We start from the raw sequence: 15,915 nt of genomic DNA on the forward strand, positions 1-15,915 counted from the left end.
AATTCTGATACGGCGCGACGAGGACGGGCGTGAGACTGTACGTTCAGGGTACGTCGAATGCCCGCCCGCAGGAGGCTGAAGTGACGCAGATGGGCCTTTTTCAACGGTCCCTGAGAAGGGGGAGCCTCATGCAAACCGTAGTCGGTGTCAGATTTAAAAAAGCAGGTAAAATATATTATTTTGATCCCGGACAAATCAAACTGGCAGCGGGAGACAATGTGATTGTGGAGACAGCCCGGGGACTGGAATTCGGTGCTGTCGTGATCGGGCCCAGGGCTGTGGGGGAGGAGCGGATCGTATCGCCTTTGAAGCCGGTGCTGCGCAAGGCTACCTTGGCGGACCAGGAAAAAGTCAAAGACAACGAGGCTAAGGAAAAAGAAGCTTTCACGGTTTGCGAGCAGAAAATCGCCGCCCACGGCCTGCCCATGAACCTGGTTGACGTAGAGTATACCTTTGATGTCAACAAGATTATTTTTTATTTTACTGCCGAAGGCCGGATCGATTTTCGTGAGCTGGTTAAGGACCTGGCGGCAATTTTCCGCACCCGCATTGAACTGCGGCAGATCGGTGTTCGGGACGAAGCCAAAATGATGGGCGGAGTAGGGTGCTGCGGCCGCGGATTGTGCTGCGCCACCTTTCTCGGCGACTTCGAGCCGGTGTCCATCCGTATGGCCAAGGAACAAAATTTGTCTCTGAATCCAACAAAGATTTCCGGTATCTGCGGTCGCCTGATGTGCTGCCTGAAATATGAAAGCGACTGCTATGGCGGCTGCTGCAAGAAAGTGATCGCGCCGGCGGTAGGGGCTGAAGTGGTCACAGTGGAGGGTGAAGGTAAGGTAGCAGCTGTGAATCCCCAGAAAAAAATTGCCGTGGTGGTCTTGAACAGCGGCGGCAATATTGATGTTCCCTGGGAAGAAGTGGTGGAAAAAGAATAGATGCAATCTCTGGTGAATCCCGGTGAACGGCTGGATGATCTTCTGATCCATAATTTAAAGATCATCCAGCATCCGGATGAATTTTGCTTTTCTCTGGACGCGATTTTGCTGGCTCATTTTGTCGCGGCGCCGGTCCAGTGCCAGGTCGTGGACTTAGGCGCCGGCACCGGCGTCATTTCCATGCTGCTGGCGGCCCGGGGCGCCAGCCGGGTAACCGGTCTGGAATTCAATTCCCGTATGGTTGATATGGCCAGACGCAGCGTTCGCCTTAACTGTCTGGAAGACAAGGTGGCCATCCTGGAGGCAGATTTGCGGGATTTGAGGGGAGTATTGCCGGCCGGCGAGAGTGATCTGGTTGTCTCCAACCCGCCTTACCGCCCGGTGGGCAGCGGTTATACCAATCCCCGGGATGGGGTGGCCATGGCCAGACACGAATTAACCGCCACTCTCAATGATGTGGTGGCGGCGGCCCGATACCTGGTCAGGTACCGGGGACGGTTTGCCATGGTGCATCTGCCGGAACGGGTGACCGAGATACTAATGGCCATGAACCAGGCTGACTTAGAGCCCAAACGGCTGCAGTGGGTTTATTCAGCCTCTGGCCGCAAGCCTAAGTTTTTGCTGGTGGAAGGCATCCGCGGCGCCAAGCCGGGAGTGGATGTTTTGCCGCCCTTATTTATTTATGACGATAAGGGGCGATACAGTTCGGAGATCCTGGCATACTATCCGAAAGGGGGAGACAGCGGGACCGATGAGTAACGAAACGGGCATTTTATATATCTGCGCTACGCCTATTGGCAATATGGAGGACATGACTTACCGGGCGGTGCGCATCCTGCGGGAAGTGGCAGTCATTGCCGCCGAGGACACCCGCCACAGCCGAAAACTGCTCAGCCATTTTGACATTCATACGCCGCTGGTGAGCTATCATGAGCATAACAAGGGCCAGGCCGGCCGTATTCTGATCGACAGGCTGCTAGCCGGCGAGTCGGTGGCGGTGATCAGTGACGCCGGCATGCCGGCCATCTCTGATCCGGGCGCCGATCTGGCGGCTCTGGCCATCGAACAGGGTATCACCGTGACCCCTATACCCGGCCCTAACGCCGCCTTGTGCGCCCTGGTAGGTTCCGGCATTGACCCGCGGCTGTTTACTTTTGTGGGCTTTCTGCCCAAAACAGCGAAAAAAAAGCGGGAACTATTGCTTCAGTTGGCCGATCACCCCTTCAGCCTGATTTTTTATGAGGCGCCCCATCATCTGCGGGAAACTCTCGGTGAGATACAGAAGGCCTTTGGTGACCGACAGGCAGCCGTAGCCAGAGAAATCACCAAAAAATTTGAGGAATTTGTCCGGGGCAAACTGTCTTTTTTGCGGGAACATTTTGATTGTCGGGAGCCGCGGGGGGAATGTACGCTGGTAATCGCCGGGGCGATGGCGACAGAATCCCCAGTCCAGACAGCGGATTCTGCCGGTCTGGCGGCAGCGGTGGGCCAACTGGTGGCTGAGGGACAAAAGAAAAAAGATGCCATCCGGATGGTGGCATCGGAGTACAACGTAGGACGCCGTACTGTATATCAAGCAGTATTAGAACAAAATCCTTAGCATGCGTTTGTTGTAATAAAAATTTGTTTGTCTGAGCAAGATTCGTCGCGACAAATATGTTGAGTCCAATGCCTTTATTAAACGGCTTTGCTGGACATATGCGTCAGGCATTCCTTGCAGACATTTTTCCCTTTAAAGTTTTGAACATCGTCAGCATTACCGCAAAATACGCAAGCTGGCTCATATTTACGCAGAATGATCTTATCGCTGTCTACGTAAATTTCCAAGGAATCCTTTTCTTCGATGTCCAGTGTGCGGCGCAATTCAATGGGAATTACGACCCTTCCCAATTCGTCTACTTTACGGACGATGCCAGTTGATTTCATAAATTTTGTTTTCCCCACTCCTACATTATTCGACAAAACTTGTCTACCTTGATGATACCAATTATTACAGAAGTTGTCAATCAATTTTTTACCACTTTGGGGTATAATATGTAAAAAAGCAGAAATTACCTAAAAGGCATTTGCCAAAACAAGCGGCTGAAAATTTGACAAATTAAGCCAGACTCATTATAATCGGAGCAAAGCTTTATTCATCGTTCAGAGCTATCTTAGAGGAGGTCCCGTCATGGATCAGAAAACTTTTTATATTACCACGCCGATTTATTACCCCAGCGACCGGCTGCATATCGGCCACGCCTATTGCACGACCATAGCGGATTCCATCGCCCGCTATAAACGGTTGGCCGGCTATGATGTGTTTTTTCTCACCGGCTCGGACGAGCACGGGCAGAAAATCCAGCGTAAGGCAGCCGAAACCGGTGTGACGCCCATCGTCTATGTGGACAAGATTGTCGCGTCGTTCAAAAATTTGTGGGAGAAACTCAATATCTCCAATGACGACTTCATCCGCACCACCGAACAACGCCATAAGGAAGTGGTTCAGACCATCTTCCAGAAAATCTACGATCAGGGCGACATCTATAAAGCCGAGTACGAAGGCTTGTACTGTACACCCTGTGAAACCTTCTGGCTGGAACGGCAGCTGAACGATGGCAAATGTCCCGACTGCGGCCGTCCGGTGGAACTGTTGAAAGAGGAAAGTTATTTCTTCCGTCTGTCCAAATACCAGGACCGCCTTCTCAAATACATTGAAGAAAACCCCGGCTTCATCCAGCCTGTGTCCCGGCGCAATGAGATGATCAACTTCATCAAAAACGGCCTGGAAGACCTGTGCGTATCCCGCACCACCTTTGACTGGGGCATTCCTGTGCCCTTTGACACCAAGCATGTGGTCTATGTCTGGTTTGACGCTCTGGTGAATTACATTACCGCTGCCGGATATTTGCATGACCGGGATAAGTTTGCCAAATTCTGGCCGGCTGATGTGCATTTGGTGGGCAAGGAAATCGTCCGCTTCCACTCGATTATCTGGCCGATTATCCTGATGGCTCTAGGGGTGGAACTGCCGAAGCAGGTATACGGCCATGGCTGGCTGGTGATGGAAGGGGACAAGATGTCCAAATCCAAAGGCAATGTGGTGGATCCCATCGCCTTGATTGACGAGTTCGGCGCCGATGCTCTGCGCTATTTCCTGCTGCGGGAAATTACCCTGGGCTTAGACGGCAATTTCTCTCGTGATGCTCTCATTCACCGCGTTAATTCCGACCTGGCTAATGATATCGGCAACCTGCTGCACCGCACCCTGAACATGATCGGCCGGTTTAACGGCGGCGTCATTCCCGCCGCCGGCGCGGCTGAGCCGATTGACGAGGAACTGGTGGCCCAGGCGCGGCATACAGTAGCTTCGTATGAAACCGCTATGGAAAAACTCGATATTACGACGGCGCTAAAAGTCGTCTGGGCTTTGATCGGACGCAGCAATAAATATATCGATGAAACGTCTCCCTGGGCCCTGGCCAAAGACCCGGCCAAAAAGGAGCGTCTGCATACCGTACTGTATAATTTGGCCGAGATCCTGCGGATGGTGGCTATTCTGATCTCACCGTTTATGCCGTCCACCGGCCCGAAAATCTGGCGGCAGCTGGGCCTGGCGGATGATTTTGCGTCTGTTCGCCTGACCGACGCAAAAAACTGGGGCAGGATCAAAGCCGGTACTGTGGTGGCTAAGCCTGAACCCATATTCCCCCGGATTGAGGAAAAGTCTGAAGGCGAAGCGGCTGCTTCGCCGGCAGTTCCGGCACCGGTACAGCCTAAAGCAGAGACGGCGGCTAAACCGGCGGAGCCGGCGACGTCTGAGGTGACCATCGATGAGTTTGCTAAAATGGACCTGCGGGTAGCTAAAGTCCTGGCCGCCGAGAAGGTCAAAGGCGCGGATAAGCTGCTGCAGCTGACCGTGGACCTGGGAACGGAGCAGAGGATCATTGTCTCCGGCATTGCCAAGCGTTATGAGCCGGAGCAGCTGGTGGGCCGCAACGTGGTCATGATCGTCAACCTAAAACCCGCCAAAATCCGGGGCATTGAGTCCCGGGGCATGGTGCTGGCCGCATCCTGTGACGATAAACTGGCGCTGGTGGAGGCCCCTATGCCGGCCGGCAGCAAGGTCCGGTAGGGGCGGGTTTCAAACCCGCCCGTACACCTCCGCCCCTACACATCAAACCCGCCCGTACACCTGCAGATAAGAAATAGAAAAGGGATAGGGAAGAAATGTTATTTGACTCACACGCTCATTTAGACGATAACCGCTTCGACAGCGACCGGGACGAGGTCATTGCCCGGGCCTGGAGCGAAGGACTGACCGGCATTCTCAACGCCGGCACCGATATGGCTACTTCGGCCCAGGCGATAAAGTACACCGAACACTATCCGTCCATCTATGCGGCGGTGGGGATTCATCCCCATGACGCCAAGGACGCTAAGGACACTGATTATGAGCAGCTGGCTCAGTGGGCCGGTCTTCCCAAGGTAGTGGCCATCGGCGAAATCGGCCTGGATTATTACTATAATCATTCCCCGAAAGAAGTGCAGCAAAAGGTCTGCATCCGTCAGATCGACGTAGCCCGTCAGACCGGCAAACCGATCATCATCCATGACCGGGACGCCCATGGGGATATTCTGGATATTATCAAAAAGGAAGCCAAGGGAGTAACCGGCGTATTCCACTGCTTTTCCGGCAGTCTGGAAATGGCCCGGGAAGTGATCAAATTGGGGTTTTATGTATCTTTCGCCGGTCCGGTTACCTATAAAAATGCGGCCAAGCTGCAGGAAGTGGCGGCTTCTGTGCCACTGAACCGGATACTGGTGGAAACCGATTCCCCGTATCTGACGCCGGAGCCTTTTCGAGGCAGGCGCAACGAACCAGCCCGTGTCCGCCTGGTAGCCGATACGGTCGCCAGACTGAGGCAAATGGAACCGGCGGCATTGTATCAGGCGACGGCCAACAATACACGAGAATTATTTAAAATTATATAGCGACAGAAAATCATTATTTTCGGCGCAAACTGGAAATTGGAAGGGGATTTCGAGTTTGTGCCGAATTTTTTATTGTTGGGGAAGTCTTTCCGCATGCTATCAAACGCACGAATTTCTGAACATTATGCCTATGTGCGTTGTGGCGGCGGGAATGCTTTACGACACAGAATGCTTGCTCAAAAGCCATTGCAAAGGAGGGAGAGGAAAGAACATGTTAAAAGATTTTGGTGGAATCGGTTTAATTATGATTGTGGCTTTTTTGTTCCCGTTTATGGCGCTGATTGCGTCCTCTCTGGTACAGACCAAACGGCTGACCAACGAGAAATTAAGCCCCTACGAATGTGGCATGGACACCATCGGCAAGACCTGGGTCCAGTTTAAAACCAGCTATTTTTTATATGCTCTGGCATTCGTGGTATTTGATGTAGAAACCGTTTTCATTTACCCCTGGGCGGTAAAGTTCCAGCAACTGGGCCCGGCGGCGTTTGTTGAGATGTTCGTGTTTATCGGGATCTTGCTGGTTGCCCTGGTATATGCCTGGAAGAAAGGAGCATTGGCGTGGAAGTAGTAGAAGAAAACAAAGAAAAGAAAGTCATTGTGAAAGAGCCGCTGATTCACCAGGTGCCGGAAGCCTTGCGTCACAATATTCTTTTAACCACGGTGGATTCGGTGCTGGCCTGGGCCAGAGGCAACTCGCTCTGGCCGCTGACCTCGGGTCTGGCCTGCTGCTCCATTGAGATGATGTGTGCGGCGGCCTCCCGATTTGACTTAGCCCGGTTTGGTTACGAAGTATTCCGGCCCTCGCCCCGGCAGGCCGACTTACTCTTATGCACCGGCACTCTGACCTGGAAAATGGCGCCGGTGCTAGTTCGGTTGTACGAACAAATGCCGGAGCCTAAATATGTTATTGCCATGGGCAGCTGCGCTATCTCAGGCGGCCCATTTGTAGATTCTTACTCCGTTGTGCCGGGTATTGACAAAGTCCTCCCGGTGGATGTGTATATTCCCGGCTGCCCGTCCCGGCCGGAGGCTTTGATCGCCGCTATGGTCAACCTCAAGGCCAAGATCAAAGACCCCAAGGTCGCTCTGGAAAGCGAGGTGGCCAACCATGGCTAAAGTAAACGGCCTTGCTGCCGGTCTGCTCACCAGACTGAAGGAACAATATGGCGACAGCATCCTGCTGGTGGAAAACCAGCCTATGGTATATATCGCTGCGGATAAGCTTACGGATCTCCTGGGATTTGTAAAAACCGACGGGTCCTACGGCATGGACTGGCTGAGCAATCTGACCGCCGTCGACTATCCCGCCTACGTCGAGGTTGTCTATCACGTGAACTCCCGGACTTTATACCATAACCTGACCGTAAAAGTGAGGCTGGAGAAAAGCGGCGAGGTTCTTCCGTCCGTGGCCTCGATTGTGTCCCTGTGGCCGGGAGCGGATTGGCAGGAACGGGAGGTTTACGACCTGATGGGCGTAACTTTCACCGGGCATCCCAACCTGACGCGGATCCTGCTGCCGGAAGATTTTGAGGGGCATCCTCTGCAAAAAAATTACAAACTGCCGTCCCGTCAGGAAAATGTGTCCCGGGGCGAAGAGCGGGGAAGTAAGGTGAGAGTATGCTGAAGACTGAAGTTTACAGTCTGAATATGGGCCCCCAGCATCCCAGCACCCATGGGGTCCTGCGGGTAGTACTGGATTTGGACGGCGAAATCGTGCAGCATGCCAGGCCGGATATCGGCTTCTTGCACCGGGGCATCGAAAAACTGATGGAGTCCCGGACCTATGCTCAGGTGAATCCCTATACCGACCGGCTGGACTATGTGTCCTCCATGAGCAACAACCTGGCCTATTGTCTGGCCGTGGAAAAACTGCTCCAGGTGGAAATCCCGGAGCGGGCCGAGTATCTGCGGGTGATCATGGCCGAACTGAACCGGATTGCCAGCCACTGCATCTGTCAGGGATCCGTGGCCAACGACCTGGGGGCGATCACTGCTTTCATCTATGCTTTCCGGATCCGGGAAAGAATCCTGGACCTGTTTAACATGGCCTGCGGCGCCCGCATGACCTATCACTATATCCGGATCGGCGGCGTGATGGCCGACATAACCGAGGATTTTATCAAGGCTGCCTGGCAGTTTGTGAATGATTATCCCGGGCTGATCGGCCTGTTTAAGAATCTGGTAAGCGACAACGAGATTTTTCGTCACCGCCTGATGGGCACCGGCGTCATCTCCGGCGAACGGGCTCTGGCCCTGGGCATTTCCGGCCCGGTGCTGCGGGCTTCCGGTGTGGGGTTTGACCTTCGCAAAGAGGATCCCTACAGCATCTATGACCGGTTCGACTTTGATGTGCCTGTGACCCAAAACGGAGATAACTGGGACCGATATATACTGCGTCTGGACGAAATGGACCAAAGCATCCGGATTATCCGCCAGGCTTTGGAGAAAATGTCCGAGGGGCCGGTTATGGCCAAAGTTCCTAAAATTATCAAACCCCCTGCCGGCGAGGTTTATCACCGCATCGAGAGTCCCCGCGGCGAGCTGGGCTTCTATATCGTCAGTGACGGCAGTACCAAACCCTACCGGATCCATGTCCGCCGCCCCTCCTTTATCAATCTGAGCGGAGTGGACGACATGTGCCGGAGCGGCAAACTGTCCGATGTGGTAGCGGTATTGGCCACAGTAGACCCGATTTTGGGGGAAGTGGACTGCTGACAGCAGGGAAGGAGAGGTAAGCATGAGCGGAGACAGTCAATTGCATTTCCTGGCTAACTGGCTGCGACACATCCTGGGACAGTTTCTGCCTGACGCAGGCTGGGTGGACCTGGTTATGCTGCTGGTGAATATTGGAGCCATTTTGGGCCTGATCAGTTCATTGGCGATCGTCCTGGTATATATGGAACGTAAGGTCTGCGCCTTTATGCAGCTGCGGATCGGCCCCAACCGGGTAGGTCCCCTGGGTTTGCTGCAGACGACGGCTGACATGCTCAAACTTTTGGCCAAAGAAGACATTGTTCCGGCTAAGGTGGATAAATGGGTATGGGCGCTGGCGCCGGTCCTTCTTTTGGTACCGTCGATAGCGGCCTATGCCGTGATTCCTTTTGATAATCAGGCGGTTTATTCCGACCTGAATATCGGCATCTTTTATTTTGTGGCCATATCGGCCCAGACTTCCCTGGCCTTTCTCATGGCCGGCTGGGGTTCCAACAACAAATACTCTCTGCTGGGCGGTATGCGCGTTGTGGCTCAGACCATCAGCTACGAAATCCCCCTGGTATTTTCGTTGGTAGGGGTGATTATGCTGACGGGCTCTCTCAGGATGAGCGATATTGTGGCGGCCCAGAAAGGCCTTTGGTTTATCTGCCTGCAGCCGGCGGCTTTTTTAGTGTATGTGATCGCCGCTACGGCTGAAACCAACCGGGCGCCCTTTGACCTGGCGGAAGCCGAGTCTGAGATCGTGGCCGGGCCTTTTACCGAATACAGCGGCATGCGCTGGGCCTTGTTCTTTCTGGCGGAATACGCCAACCTGTTCGCCGTGTCGGCCATTGCCGCCACCTTATTTTTAGGCGGTTGGAATGGGCCGGTGCTGCCGGGCTGGCTTTGGTTCGCCATTAAAACCACGGTGATGGTTTATCTGTTTATGTGGTTCCGCTGGACCTTCCCGCGCATCCGGGTGGATCAGCTGATGTCCTTCGGCTGGAAGCTGTTGCTGCCGGTGGCCTTGGCCAACATCGTCATCACCGGTATCGGCATTTACGCATTCAAAATGATATAGGTTTGATATAGGAGGTGGGAGACGTGTACGGAAAAGGCTTGCTTAAAGGCATGGCCCTTACGCTGAAGGTTTTTTTCAGTAAAAAAGACACCGTGCAGTATCCGGAACAGAAGCTGACCATGAGCCCGCGCTATCGGGGCGGTCAGTTGCTTCTGGATACCGGCAAATGCATTGCCTGCGGCCTGTGCGCCATGTCGTGTCCCAATGCGGCCATTGTCCTGGCCGCTGAAATGAATCAGGAGACCAAAAAGAAACAGCTGACAGAGTACCGTTATCTGTCCGGCTATTGTCTATACTGCAATCTGTGTATGGAAGCTTGTCCCACTCACGCCATTGCCTGGGACAGGGATTATGAAATAACCTCGTATCATAGCCATGATCTGGAATATGACTGCCTGAAGCAGAACTGCCCGGCAGCAAAGGAGGGTGTCCTATGCCAGGAGAAGTGATCTATACGGCAGCTTTCTATGTTTTGGCCGGGATAGCGCTCCTGGCGGCGGCCGGCGTGGTTTTCATGCCTAACCTGGTCCACAGTGCCCTGCTCTTAGCTCTGACCTTTATTGGCGTAGCCGGGCTGTATGTGCTGCTCCAGGCTGATTTTCTGGCGGCAGTACAAGTCCTGGTTTATAGCGGCGCCGTGGCGGTCATTGTGGTTATCGGAGTCATGCTGACCCAGCGGGGTGAAATGAAACAATCTAACCCCCATAACCGGCTGGCGGCAATTGCCGCTGTTGTGACCGGCCTGCTGACTGCGGTTATCGTTTGGGTGGTCTTGGCCACTCCCTGGCAAATATCAACCGCCGCAGCACCGGAGGAGACCATACCGGCCATTGCCACGGCTTTGTTCCGGGATTACGCCGTGCCATTTGAAGCGGCGGCGGTTCTCCTGCTGGTAGCCATGATCGGCGCTATCATTCTGGCGAAAGGAGCGGTGGAACGATGATCGGACTGGAGCATTATCTGGTGGTCAGCGCATGTCTCTTCAGCCTGGGGCTGTATGGCCTCTTTACCAAACGCAACGCGGTGGCTGTCCTGATGTGCATCGAACTCATGCTGAATGCGGTGAACCTGAATTTTGTGGCTTTTTCCCGTTTCATTACCCCCGGCGGCTTCACCGGCCAGATTTTCGCCATTTTCAACATCGCGGTGGCGGCAGCCGAGGTCGCTGTCGGTCTGGCCCTGATATTCGCCATTTATCGCGACCGGGCCACCACCAATGTGGATGAACTGGACTGGATGAAATGGTAATACATATCATTCCGGCGGTTCCTTGTACCTTGAGAGAAAGGGGTGTAGCATACGATGCTTGATTATGCGCTTCATCACGCCTGGCTGATTCCCTTGCTGCCGGCTATCGGTTTTGTGCTGATTGTCAGCCTGTTTTACCGGTTGCCCCGGATGGCGGCATTAACGGCTGTCAGCCTGCTGTTTGTCAGTTTTCTGCTGGCCCTGGGAGTGGTCGGTGCGGTGGTGAACGGCAATATTACCGTGGAACAGCCGTTTATCACCCGCGCCGAGTGGTTTTCCCTGCCGGGCTTGCATATCGATATGGGAGTTCTGATTGACCCGGTTTCGGCCATGATGTTGTTCGTGGTGACTCTGGTGGCTACTCTGGTGGCGATTTATTCGGTGGAATACATGGGGGATGACCCCGGTTTCACCCGCTTTTTCGCCTACATTTCCCTGTTTGCCGCTTCCATGCTGGGAATGATCATTGCGGTCAATTTCCTGCAGCTGTTTGTCTTCTGGGAGCTGGTGGGGCTTTGTTCTTATCTCCTGATCGGCTTCTATTTCTATAAAGTCTCGGCCCGGGAAGCGGCCAAAAAGGCCTTCATGACCACCCGCATCGGCGACTTCGGGCTTCTTCTGGGCATCCTGCTGCTGCAGATCACTTTCGGCACGCTGGATTTTGCCCAGCTGTCAGACAAGATTCCGGCCTATATCAGTCAGCACGGGGGTGGACTTTTGACCCTGGCTGCTGTCCTGGTGTTTGTCGGACCCATCGGCAAATCCGGCCAGTTCCCGCTGCATGTCTGGCTGCCGGACGCCATGGAAGGCCCCACGCCGGTATCGGCCCTGATTCATGCCGCTACCATGGTGGTGGCCGGGGTGTATCTGGTGGCCCGCGCCTTTATGCTGTTCAGCGCCTTGCCTGGCGCTATGACAGTAGTGGCCTGGGGGGGCGGCTTTACGGCCCTGTTTGCCGCCAGCATTGCCCTGACCCAGAGAGAGATTAAACGGATTCTGGCTTACTCTACTGTCAGCCAGCTTGGTTATATGATGCTGGCCCTGGGAGTCGGCAGTCTGACTGCCTCGATGTTCCATCTCATGACTCACGCTTTCTTTAAAGCCCTGCTGTTCCTGGGGGCTGGCGCGGTCATGCACGCCTTGCACGACCAGGCGGATATCTTCAAAATGGGGGGCCTGCGGCACAAGATGCCGGTTACCTGCATCACCATGGGCATCGGCGTCCTGGCCATCGCCGGTATTCCGCCCTTCGCCGGCTTCTTCTCCAAGGATGAAATCCTGCTGGCAGTGTCCCATGTGAGTATGCCGCTGTACATCATCGCTTCACTGACGGCTTTTATGACCGCCTTCTATATGTCCCGGCTGTACTTTGCGGCTTTCTTCGGACCGGAAAAACCGGAGAATCATCCCCATGAACCGGGGGGGTTCATCCTGCTGCCGCTGGTGGTGTTGGCTTTCCTGGCCGTGGTGGGGGGCATTGTGCCTTACCTCTGGGGTTTTGGCGACTGGGTCCGGTTCGGTCCGGCGCATCATGCCGGTATTGATCCGATGGTAGCCGGTGTTTCCACCGTTTTGGCGGTTCTGGCTATCGGTTTCGCCTGGATGGTTTACGGCTCAGGCGCGATTTCTTCCGACAAGCTGGCCTCACAGCTTCGCCCTCTGTACACCCTGAGTTTTCACAAATACTATATAGACGAGATCTACCAATGGTTTAACCAAACGGTAGTGACCGGAATCGGCAAGATCCTGTACTGGGTCGACCTGTATATCGTCGACGGCGTCGTCAACAACCTGGCGGCGGCAGCCGGCGTGACCGGGAATATCCTGCGCCGGGCCCAAACCGGACAGGTACAGCATTATGCTCTGGTGTACTTTGCCGCAGCCGTAGGCCTGGTCCTGCTGATGGTATTCTCCGGGCAGACCGCCCAGACGGCGTTTGCTTGGCTGGGAGGTGCACTATAGATGATGCCTGTGTTATCAACGATTTTGCTGGCGCCTGTTCTGGGCGCTCTGGTAATCTGCTTTCTGCCCAAAGAGGCGGAAAAAGCCATTAAGACCGTTGCCGGTCTGGCTACCGGCGTGATGCTGGCCTTGGCTCTGTATGCCTTTATTGCCTATGATTTTACAGCCGGCGGCATGCAGTTCACGGAATTCATTCCCTGGATCCGGGACCTGGGCGTTAATTACTCCCTGGGGGTAGACGGCATCTCTTTGCCCATGGTGCTTCTTACCGCTCTGATCGGGTTCTCCTCGGTGTTTGCCTCTTACGGGCTCCAGGAGCGGCCCAAGGAATTTTTCCTGCTGCTGCTGCTCCTGATCACCGGAGTTATGGGCACCTTCATTACCCGTGACCTGTTTATCTTCCTGTTGTTCTATGAAGTCGTGGTCATTCCGATTTACATCATGGTCATCATCTGGGGTTCTTCCAAGCGGGTGACCAAGGAATACGCCGGCATCAAGCTGACCATTTACCTTCTGCTGGGATCGGCTTTCATGCTGGTAGGGGTTGTGGCTCTGTATCTGATGGCGTATCCTGCCGGGGAGCGGACCTTTGACATGGCCCTTTTGGCCAAGGCTCACGAACTGGGCCGACTGTCGGCGGACTTCCAGATATTCGCCTTCTTCCTGCTGTTACTGGGTTTTGGCTCCCTGCTGTCCATGTGGCCGCTCCACAGCTGGTCGCCGGACGGTTACGCCGGAGCGCCTACGGCAGTGTCCATGATTCACGCCGGGGTTCTGAAAAAGATCGGCGGCTACGGCCTGATCCGGCTGGGACTGTTGGTTCTGCCCCTGGGGGCCAAGTTCTGGGCGCCGCTGATTGCCTTTTTGGGTGTGGCTAACGTGGCTTATGCCGCCTTTATCGCCATTGTGCAAAAAGATCTGAAATATGTGGTCGGCTACTCGTCGGTGTCTCACATGGGCTATGTTCTGCTGGGCTTCGCCGCCCTGAATCCCATTGGCATCAGCGGTGCTGTCGCCAACATGTTCGCCCATGGCGTCATGGCCGCTTTGTTCTTCTCCATGATCGGCTATGTCTATGAAAGAACCCATATCCGGGCCATTCCCGATCTGGGCGGCCTGGCTCACCAGATGCCCCGGGTGGCTGTGGGCTTTATGCTGGCCGGCATGGCCTCTCTGGGCCTGCCCGGTCTGATCAGCTTCGTGCCTGAGTTTACGATCTTCCTCGGTTCCTTCAGCGTATATCCGGTCCTGGCTCTCCTGGCCATCGCCGGTATCATCCTGACCGCCCTATATGTGCTGCGGGCTCTGGCCAATGTACTGTTTGGCCCCCGTAAGGCCGAATTTGACCATTACCCGGATGCCGGGGGGGTGGCTCTGATGCCGCTGGTAGTGCTGGGAACGGCTCTCATCGTATTCGGCGTCTTCCCCAACCTGTTAATGCGCATGATCGCAAGCGGCATGGACCCGATTCTGCCGCTCCTGGCCAAGCTTTCAGCCGGGCCTGGTCTGCTGACCATGCTGTTGGGAGGGAATTAAGCCATGAATTTTACTATGAATCTTTCGGCTTTGACAACTGAGATCTCTATGGTTTGCCTGGCTGTACTGATCATCCTGCTGGATTTGTTCCTGCCGGACAAGGCCTCCCGCAAGGGGCTGGGCTATCTGACCGTGGCCGGCCTGCTGGTGGTTTTCGGCTGCAGCTTTGCCCGGTACGGTCTGGAAACGACTTTTTACCAGGGCATGTTTGTGGTCGACGACTATGCGGTGTTCTTTAAACAGCTGTTTTTGGCGGCCACCGTGCTGACTCTCCTTTTTTCCTTCGAGTATGTGGAAAGGCTGCCCCGCGGGCGGGGTGAATTTTACGCCATGACGGTTGTTGTGGCTCTGGGCATGATGCTCATGGCTTCGGCGAATGACTTTTTGACTCTCTACATTGCCATGGAGCTCATGACTATAACCTTCTTCATCCTGGTGGCTTATATCATCGGCAACGGTAAATCCAGTGAGGCCGGCATGAAGTATTTGATCATCGCCGCTTCCTCCAGCGCGGTGCTGTTATACGGCGTCAGCCTGGTGTACGGTACTACCGGTTCCATCCTGCTGAGCGAGATTGTTCAGAAGATGACATCCAGCCCGGCGGCTCTGGCCGGCGCGGCCCTGATCATAGTGGGCTTTGCCTTTAAGATCTCGGCAGTGCCTTTCCACATGTGGTCGCCGGACATTTACGAAGGCGCGCCGGTGCCGGTCACAGCTCTGTTGGCTATGGGCTCCAAGGCCGCCGGTTTTGCCGTGCTGGTCCGGGTCATGACTGAAGCCTTTCCGCTGCAGACTGTCAACTGGCTGCTGCCGGTGGCCATTCTGGCGGCAGTCAGCATCCTGGCCGGCAATCTGGCCGCCATTCCTCAGACCAATATCAAACGGATGCTGGCTTATTCCTCCATGGCTCAGGCCGGCTACCTGCTGACCGGCTTAGTTGCCGCCAGCGCCGCCGGTGTCAAAGGCATCCTGTTCTATGGCATGCTCTATGTGTTTGCCAATGCCGGCGCCTTTGCCGTGGTCACGGCTGTGCATCTCGAAACCGGCTCGGACGACATCGCTTCTTACGCCGGTCTGGCCCAGCGGTCCCCCATGCTGACCGCTGTCATGACCATATCCCTACTGTCCATGGCCGGCATTCCGCCTCTGGCCGGATTTACCGGCAAGCTCTATCTGTTCACCGCAGTAGTGGACCAGGGCTATATCTGGCTGGCGTTCCTCGGCTTCATCATGTCCATGATCTCTGTTTACTATTATCTGATGGTAGTCAAGACCATGTTCCTGCAAAAGCCGACTGTGAATACGCCGTTGGTTTACAGCAACTCCCTCGCTTTGGCTGCCTTTCTGGCTATGGTGCTGACGATAGGCTGCGGCATTTATCCGGCGCCGTTGGCTGAGCTGGCGAATATGGCGGCTGGGTCGCTGTTTTAGTGCAAGCATAATGAGTAATTAAGTGTTATAAGCAAAAACGGAGCATCAGGCTTT

General features: G+C 54.7%; 17 protein-coding genes. 16 read left to right on the top strand and 1 reads right to left on the bottom strand.

The window, feature by feature from the left end; genetic code table 11:
• Positions 1–128 precede the first annotated feature (128 nt).
• Genes ALO_RS00195 through rsmI form a run of 3 tightly spaced genes read left to right on the top strand, consistent with a single transcriptional unit; the run spans position 129 to position 2,535 of the window.
• Positions 129–935: a PSP1 domain-containing protein gene (locus tag ALO_RS00195; protein ID WP_004091620.1), complete on the top strand. Its 807-nt coding sequence runs from the start codon at positions 129–131 to the stop codon at positions 933–935.
• A complete protein-coding gene (locus ALO_RS00200; RefSeq protein ID WP_004091622.1) occupies positions 936–1,694 on the top strand; it encodes a tRNA1(Val) (adenine(37)-N6)-methyltransferase in 759 nt (252 codons plus the stop codon). It begins immediately after the preceding gene.
• Complete coding sequence (gene rsmI / locus ALO_RS00205) at positions 1,687–2,535, top strand: 16S rRNA (cytidine(1402)-2'-O)-methyltransferase (RefSeq protein ID WP_004091623.1); 849 nt, start codon at positions 1,687–1,689, stop codon at positions 2,533–2,535. The genes ALO_RS00200 and rsmI overlap by 8 nt, the downstream gene beginning before the upstream one ends.
• 77 nt (positions 2,536–2,612) lie before the next feature.
• Here the strand turns inward: rsmI and ALO_RS00210 are convergent, their stop codons facing one another.
• The gene (locus ALO_RS00210) at positions 2,613–2,861 is read right to left on the bottom strand and encodes an AbrB/MazE/SpoVT family DNA-binding domain-containing protein (protein WP_004091625.1); all 249 of its coding nucleotides are present in this window, start codon (positions 2,859–2,861) and stop codon (positions 2,613–2,615) included.
• A 244-nt stretch (positions 2,862–3,105) separates the two neighbouring features.
• On the opposite strand from ALO_RS00210, the gene metG reads away from it, so the two are divergent.
• From metG to ALO_RS00275, 13 genes are all read left to right on the top strand, one after another.
• Positions 3,106–5,049: a methionine--tRNA ligase gene (metG, locus tag ALO_RS00215; RefSeq protein WP_004091627.1), complete on the top strand. Its 1,944-nt coding sequence runs from the start codon at positions 3,106–3,108 to the stop codon at positions 5,047–5,049.
• A 95-nt stretch (positions 5,050–5,144) separates the two neighbouring features.
• A complete protein-coding gene (locus tag ALO_RS00220) occupies positions 5,145–5,909 on the top strand; it encodes a TatD family hydrolase (RefSeq protein WP_004091630.1) in 765 nt (254 codons plus the stop codon).
• Positions 5,910–6,120: 211 nt separating this feature from the next.
• Positions 6,121–6,477, top strand: a complete 357-nt coding sequence (locus ALO_RS00225; RefSeq protein WP_004091632.1) for an NADH-quinone oxidoreductase subunit A — start codon at positions 6,121–6,123, stop codon at positions 6,475–6,477.
• Positions 6,478–6,503: 26 nt separating this feature from the next.
• Positions 6,504–7,025: a NuoB/complex I 20 kDa subunit family protein gene (locus tag ALO_RS00230; protein WP_193760798.1), complete on the top strand. Its 522-nt coding sequence runs from the start codon at positions 6,504–6,506 to the stop codon at positions 7,023–7,025.
• Positions 7,018–7,533 carry an NADH-quinone oxidoreductase subunit C gene (locus ALO_RS00235; protein WP_004091634.1) on the top strand — a complete coding sequence of 172 codons (516 nt, stop codon included), beginning with the start codon at positions 7,018–7,020 and terminating at the stop codon, positions 7,531–7,533. The genes ALO_RS00230 and ALO_RS00235 overlap by 8 nt, the downstream gene beginning before the upstream one ends.
• Entirely contained in the window at positions 7,527–8,624 is a 1,098-nt protein-coding gene (locus ALO_RS00240) for an NADH-quinone oxidoreductase subunit D (RefSeq protein WP_004091635.1), read from the top strand. The genes ALO_RS00235 and ALO_RS00240 overlap by 7 nt, the downstream gene beginning before the upstream one ends.
• Positions 8,625–8,646: 22 nt before the next feature.
• Positions 8,647–9,684, top strand: a complete 1,038-nt coding sequence (nuoH, locus tag ALO_RS00245) for an NADH-quinone oxidoreductase subunit NuoH (RefSeq protein ID WP_004091636.1) — start codon at positions 8,647–8,649, stop codon at positions 9,682–9,684.
• Positions 9,685–9,707: 23 nt separating this feature from the next.
• Positions 9,708–10,133 carry a NuoI/complex I 23 kDa subunit family protein gene (locus ALO_RS00250; protein ID WP_004091637.1) on the top strand — a complete coding sequence of 142 codons (426 nt, stop codon included), beginning with the start codon at positions 9,708–9,710 and terminating at the stop codon, positions 10,131–10,133.
• A complete protein-coding gene (locus ALO_RS00255; RefSeq protein ID WP_004091638.1) occupies positions 10,118–10,627 on the top strand; it encodes an NADH-quinone oxidoreductase subunit J family protein in 510 nt (169 codons plus the stop codon). Before ALO_RS00250 ends, ALO_RS00255 begins: the two co-directional genes overlap by 16 nt.
• Complete coding sequence (gene nuoK / locus ALO_RS00260) at positions 10,624–10,932, top strand: NADH-quinone oxidoreductase subunit NuoK (protein ID WP_004091639.1); 309 nt, start codon at positions 10,624–10,626, stop codon at positions 10,930–10,932. Before ALO_RS00255 ends, nuoK begins: the two co-directional genes overlap by 4 nt.
• A 54-nt stretch (positions 10,933–10,986) precedes the next feature.
• Positions 10,987–12,894 (top strand): NADH-quinone oxidoreductase subunit L, encoded by a 1,908-nt coding sequence (gene nuoL, locus ALO_RS00265; RefSeq protein WP_004091641.1) that lies wholly within the window; start codon positions 10,987–10,989, stop codon positions 12,892–12,894.
• Positions 12,895–14,430 carry a complex I subunit 4 family protein gene (locus tag ALO_RS00270; protein WP_004091643.1) on the top strand — a complete coding sequence of 512 codons (1,536 nt, stop codon included), beginning with the start codon at positions 12,895–12,897 and terminating at the stop codon, positions 14,428–14,430. It begins immediately after the preceding gene.
• A 3-nt stretch (positions 14,431–14,433) separates the two neighbouring features.
• A complete protein-coding gene (locus ALO_RS00275; protein ID WP_004091645.1) occupies positions 14,434–15,861 on the top strand; it encodes an NADH-quinone oxidoreductase subunit N in 1,428 nt (475 codons plus the stop codon).
• The last annotated feature ends 54 nt before the right edge of the window (positions 15,862–15,915 follow it).

This window comes from Acetonema longum DSM 6540, assembly GCF_000219125.1.
Lineage (GTDB): Bacteria > Bacillota > Negativicutes > Sporomusales > Acetonemataceae > Acetonema > Acetonema longum.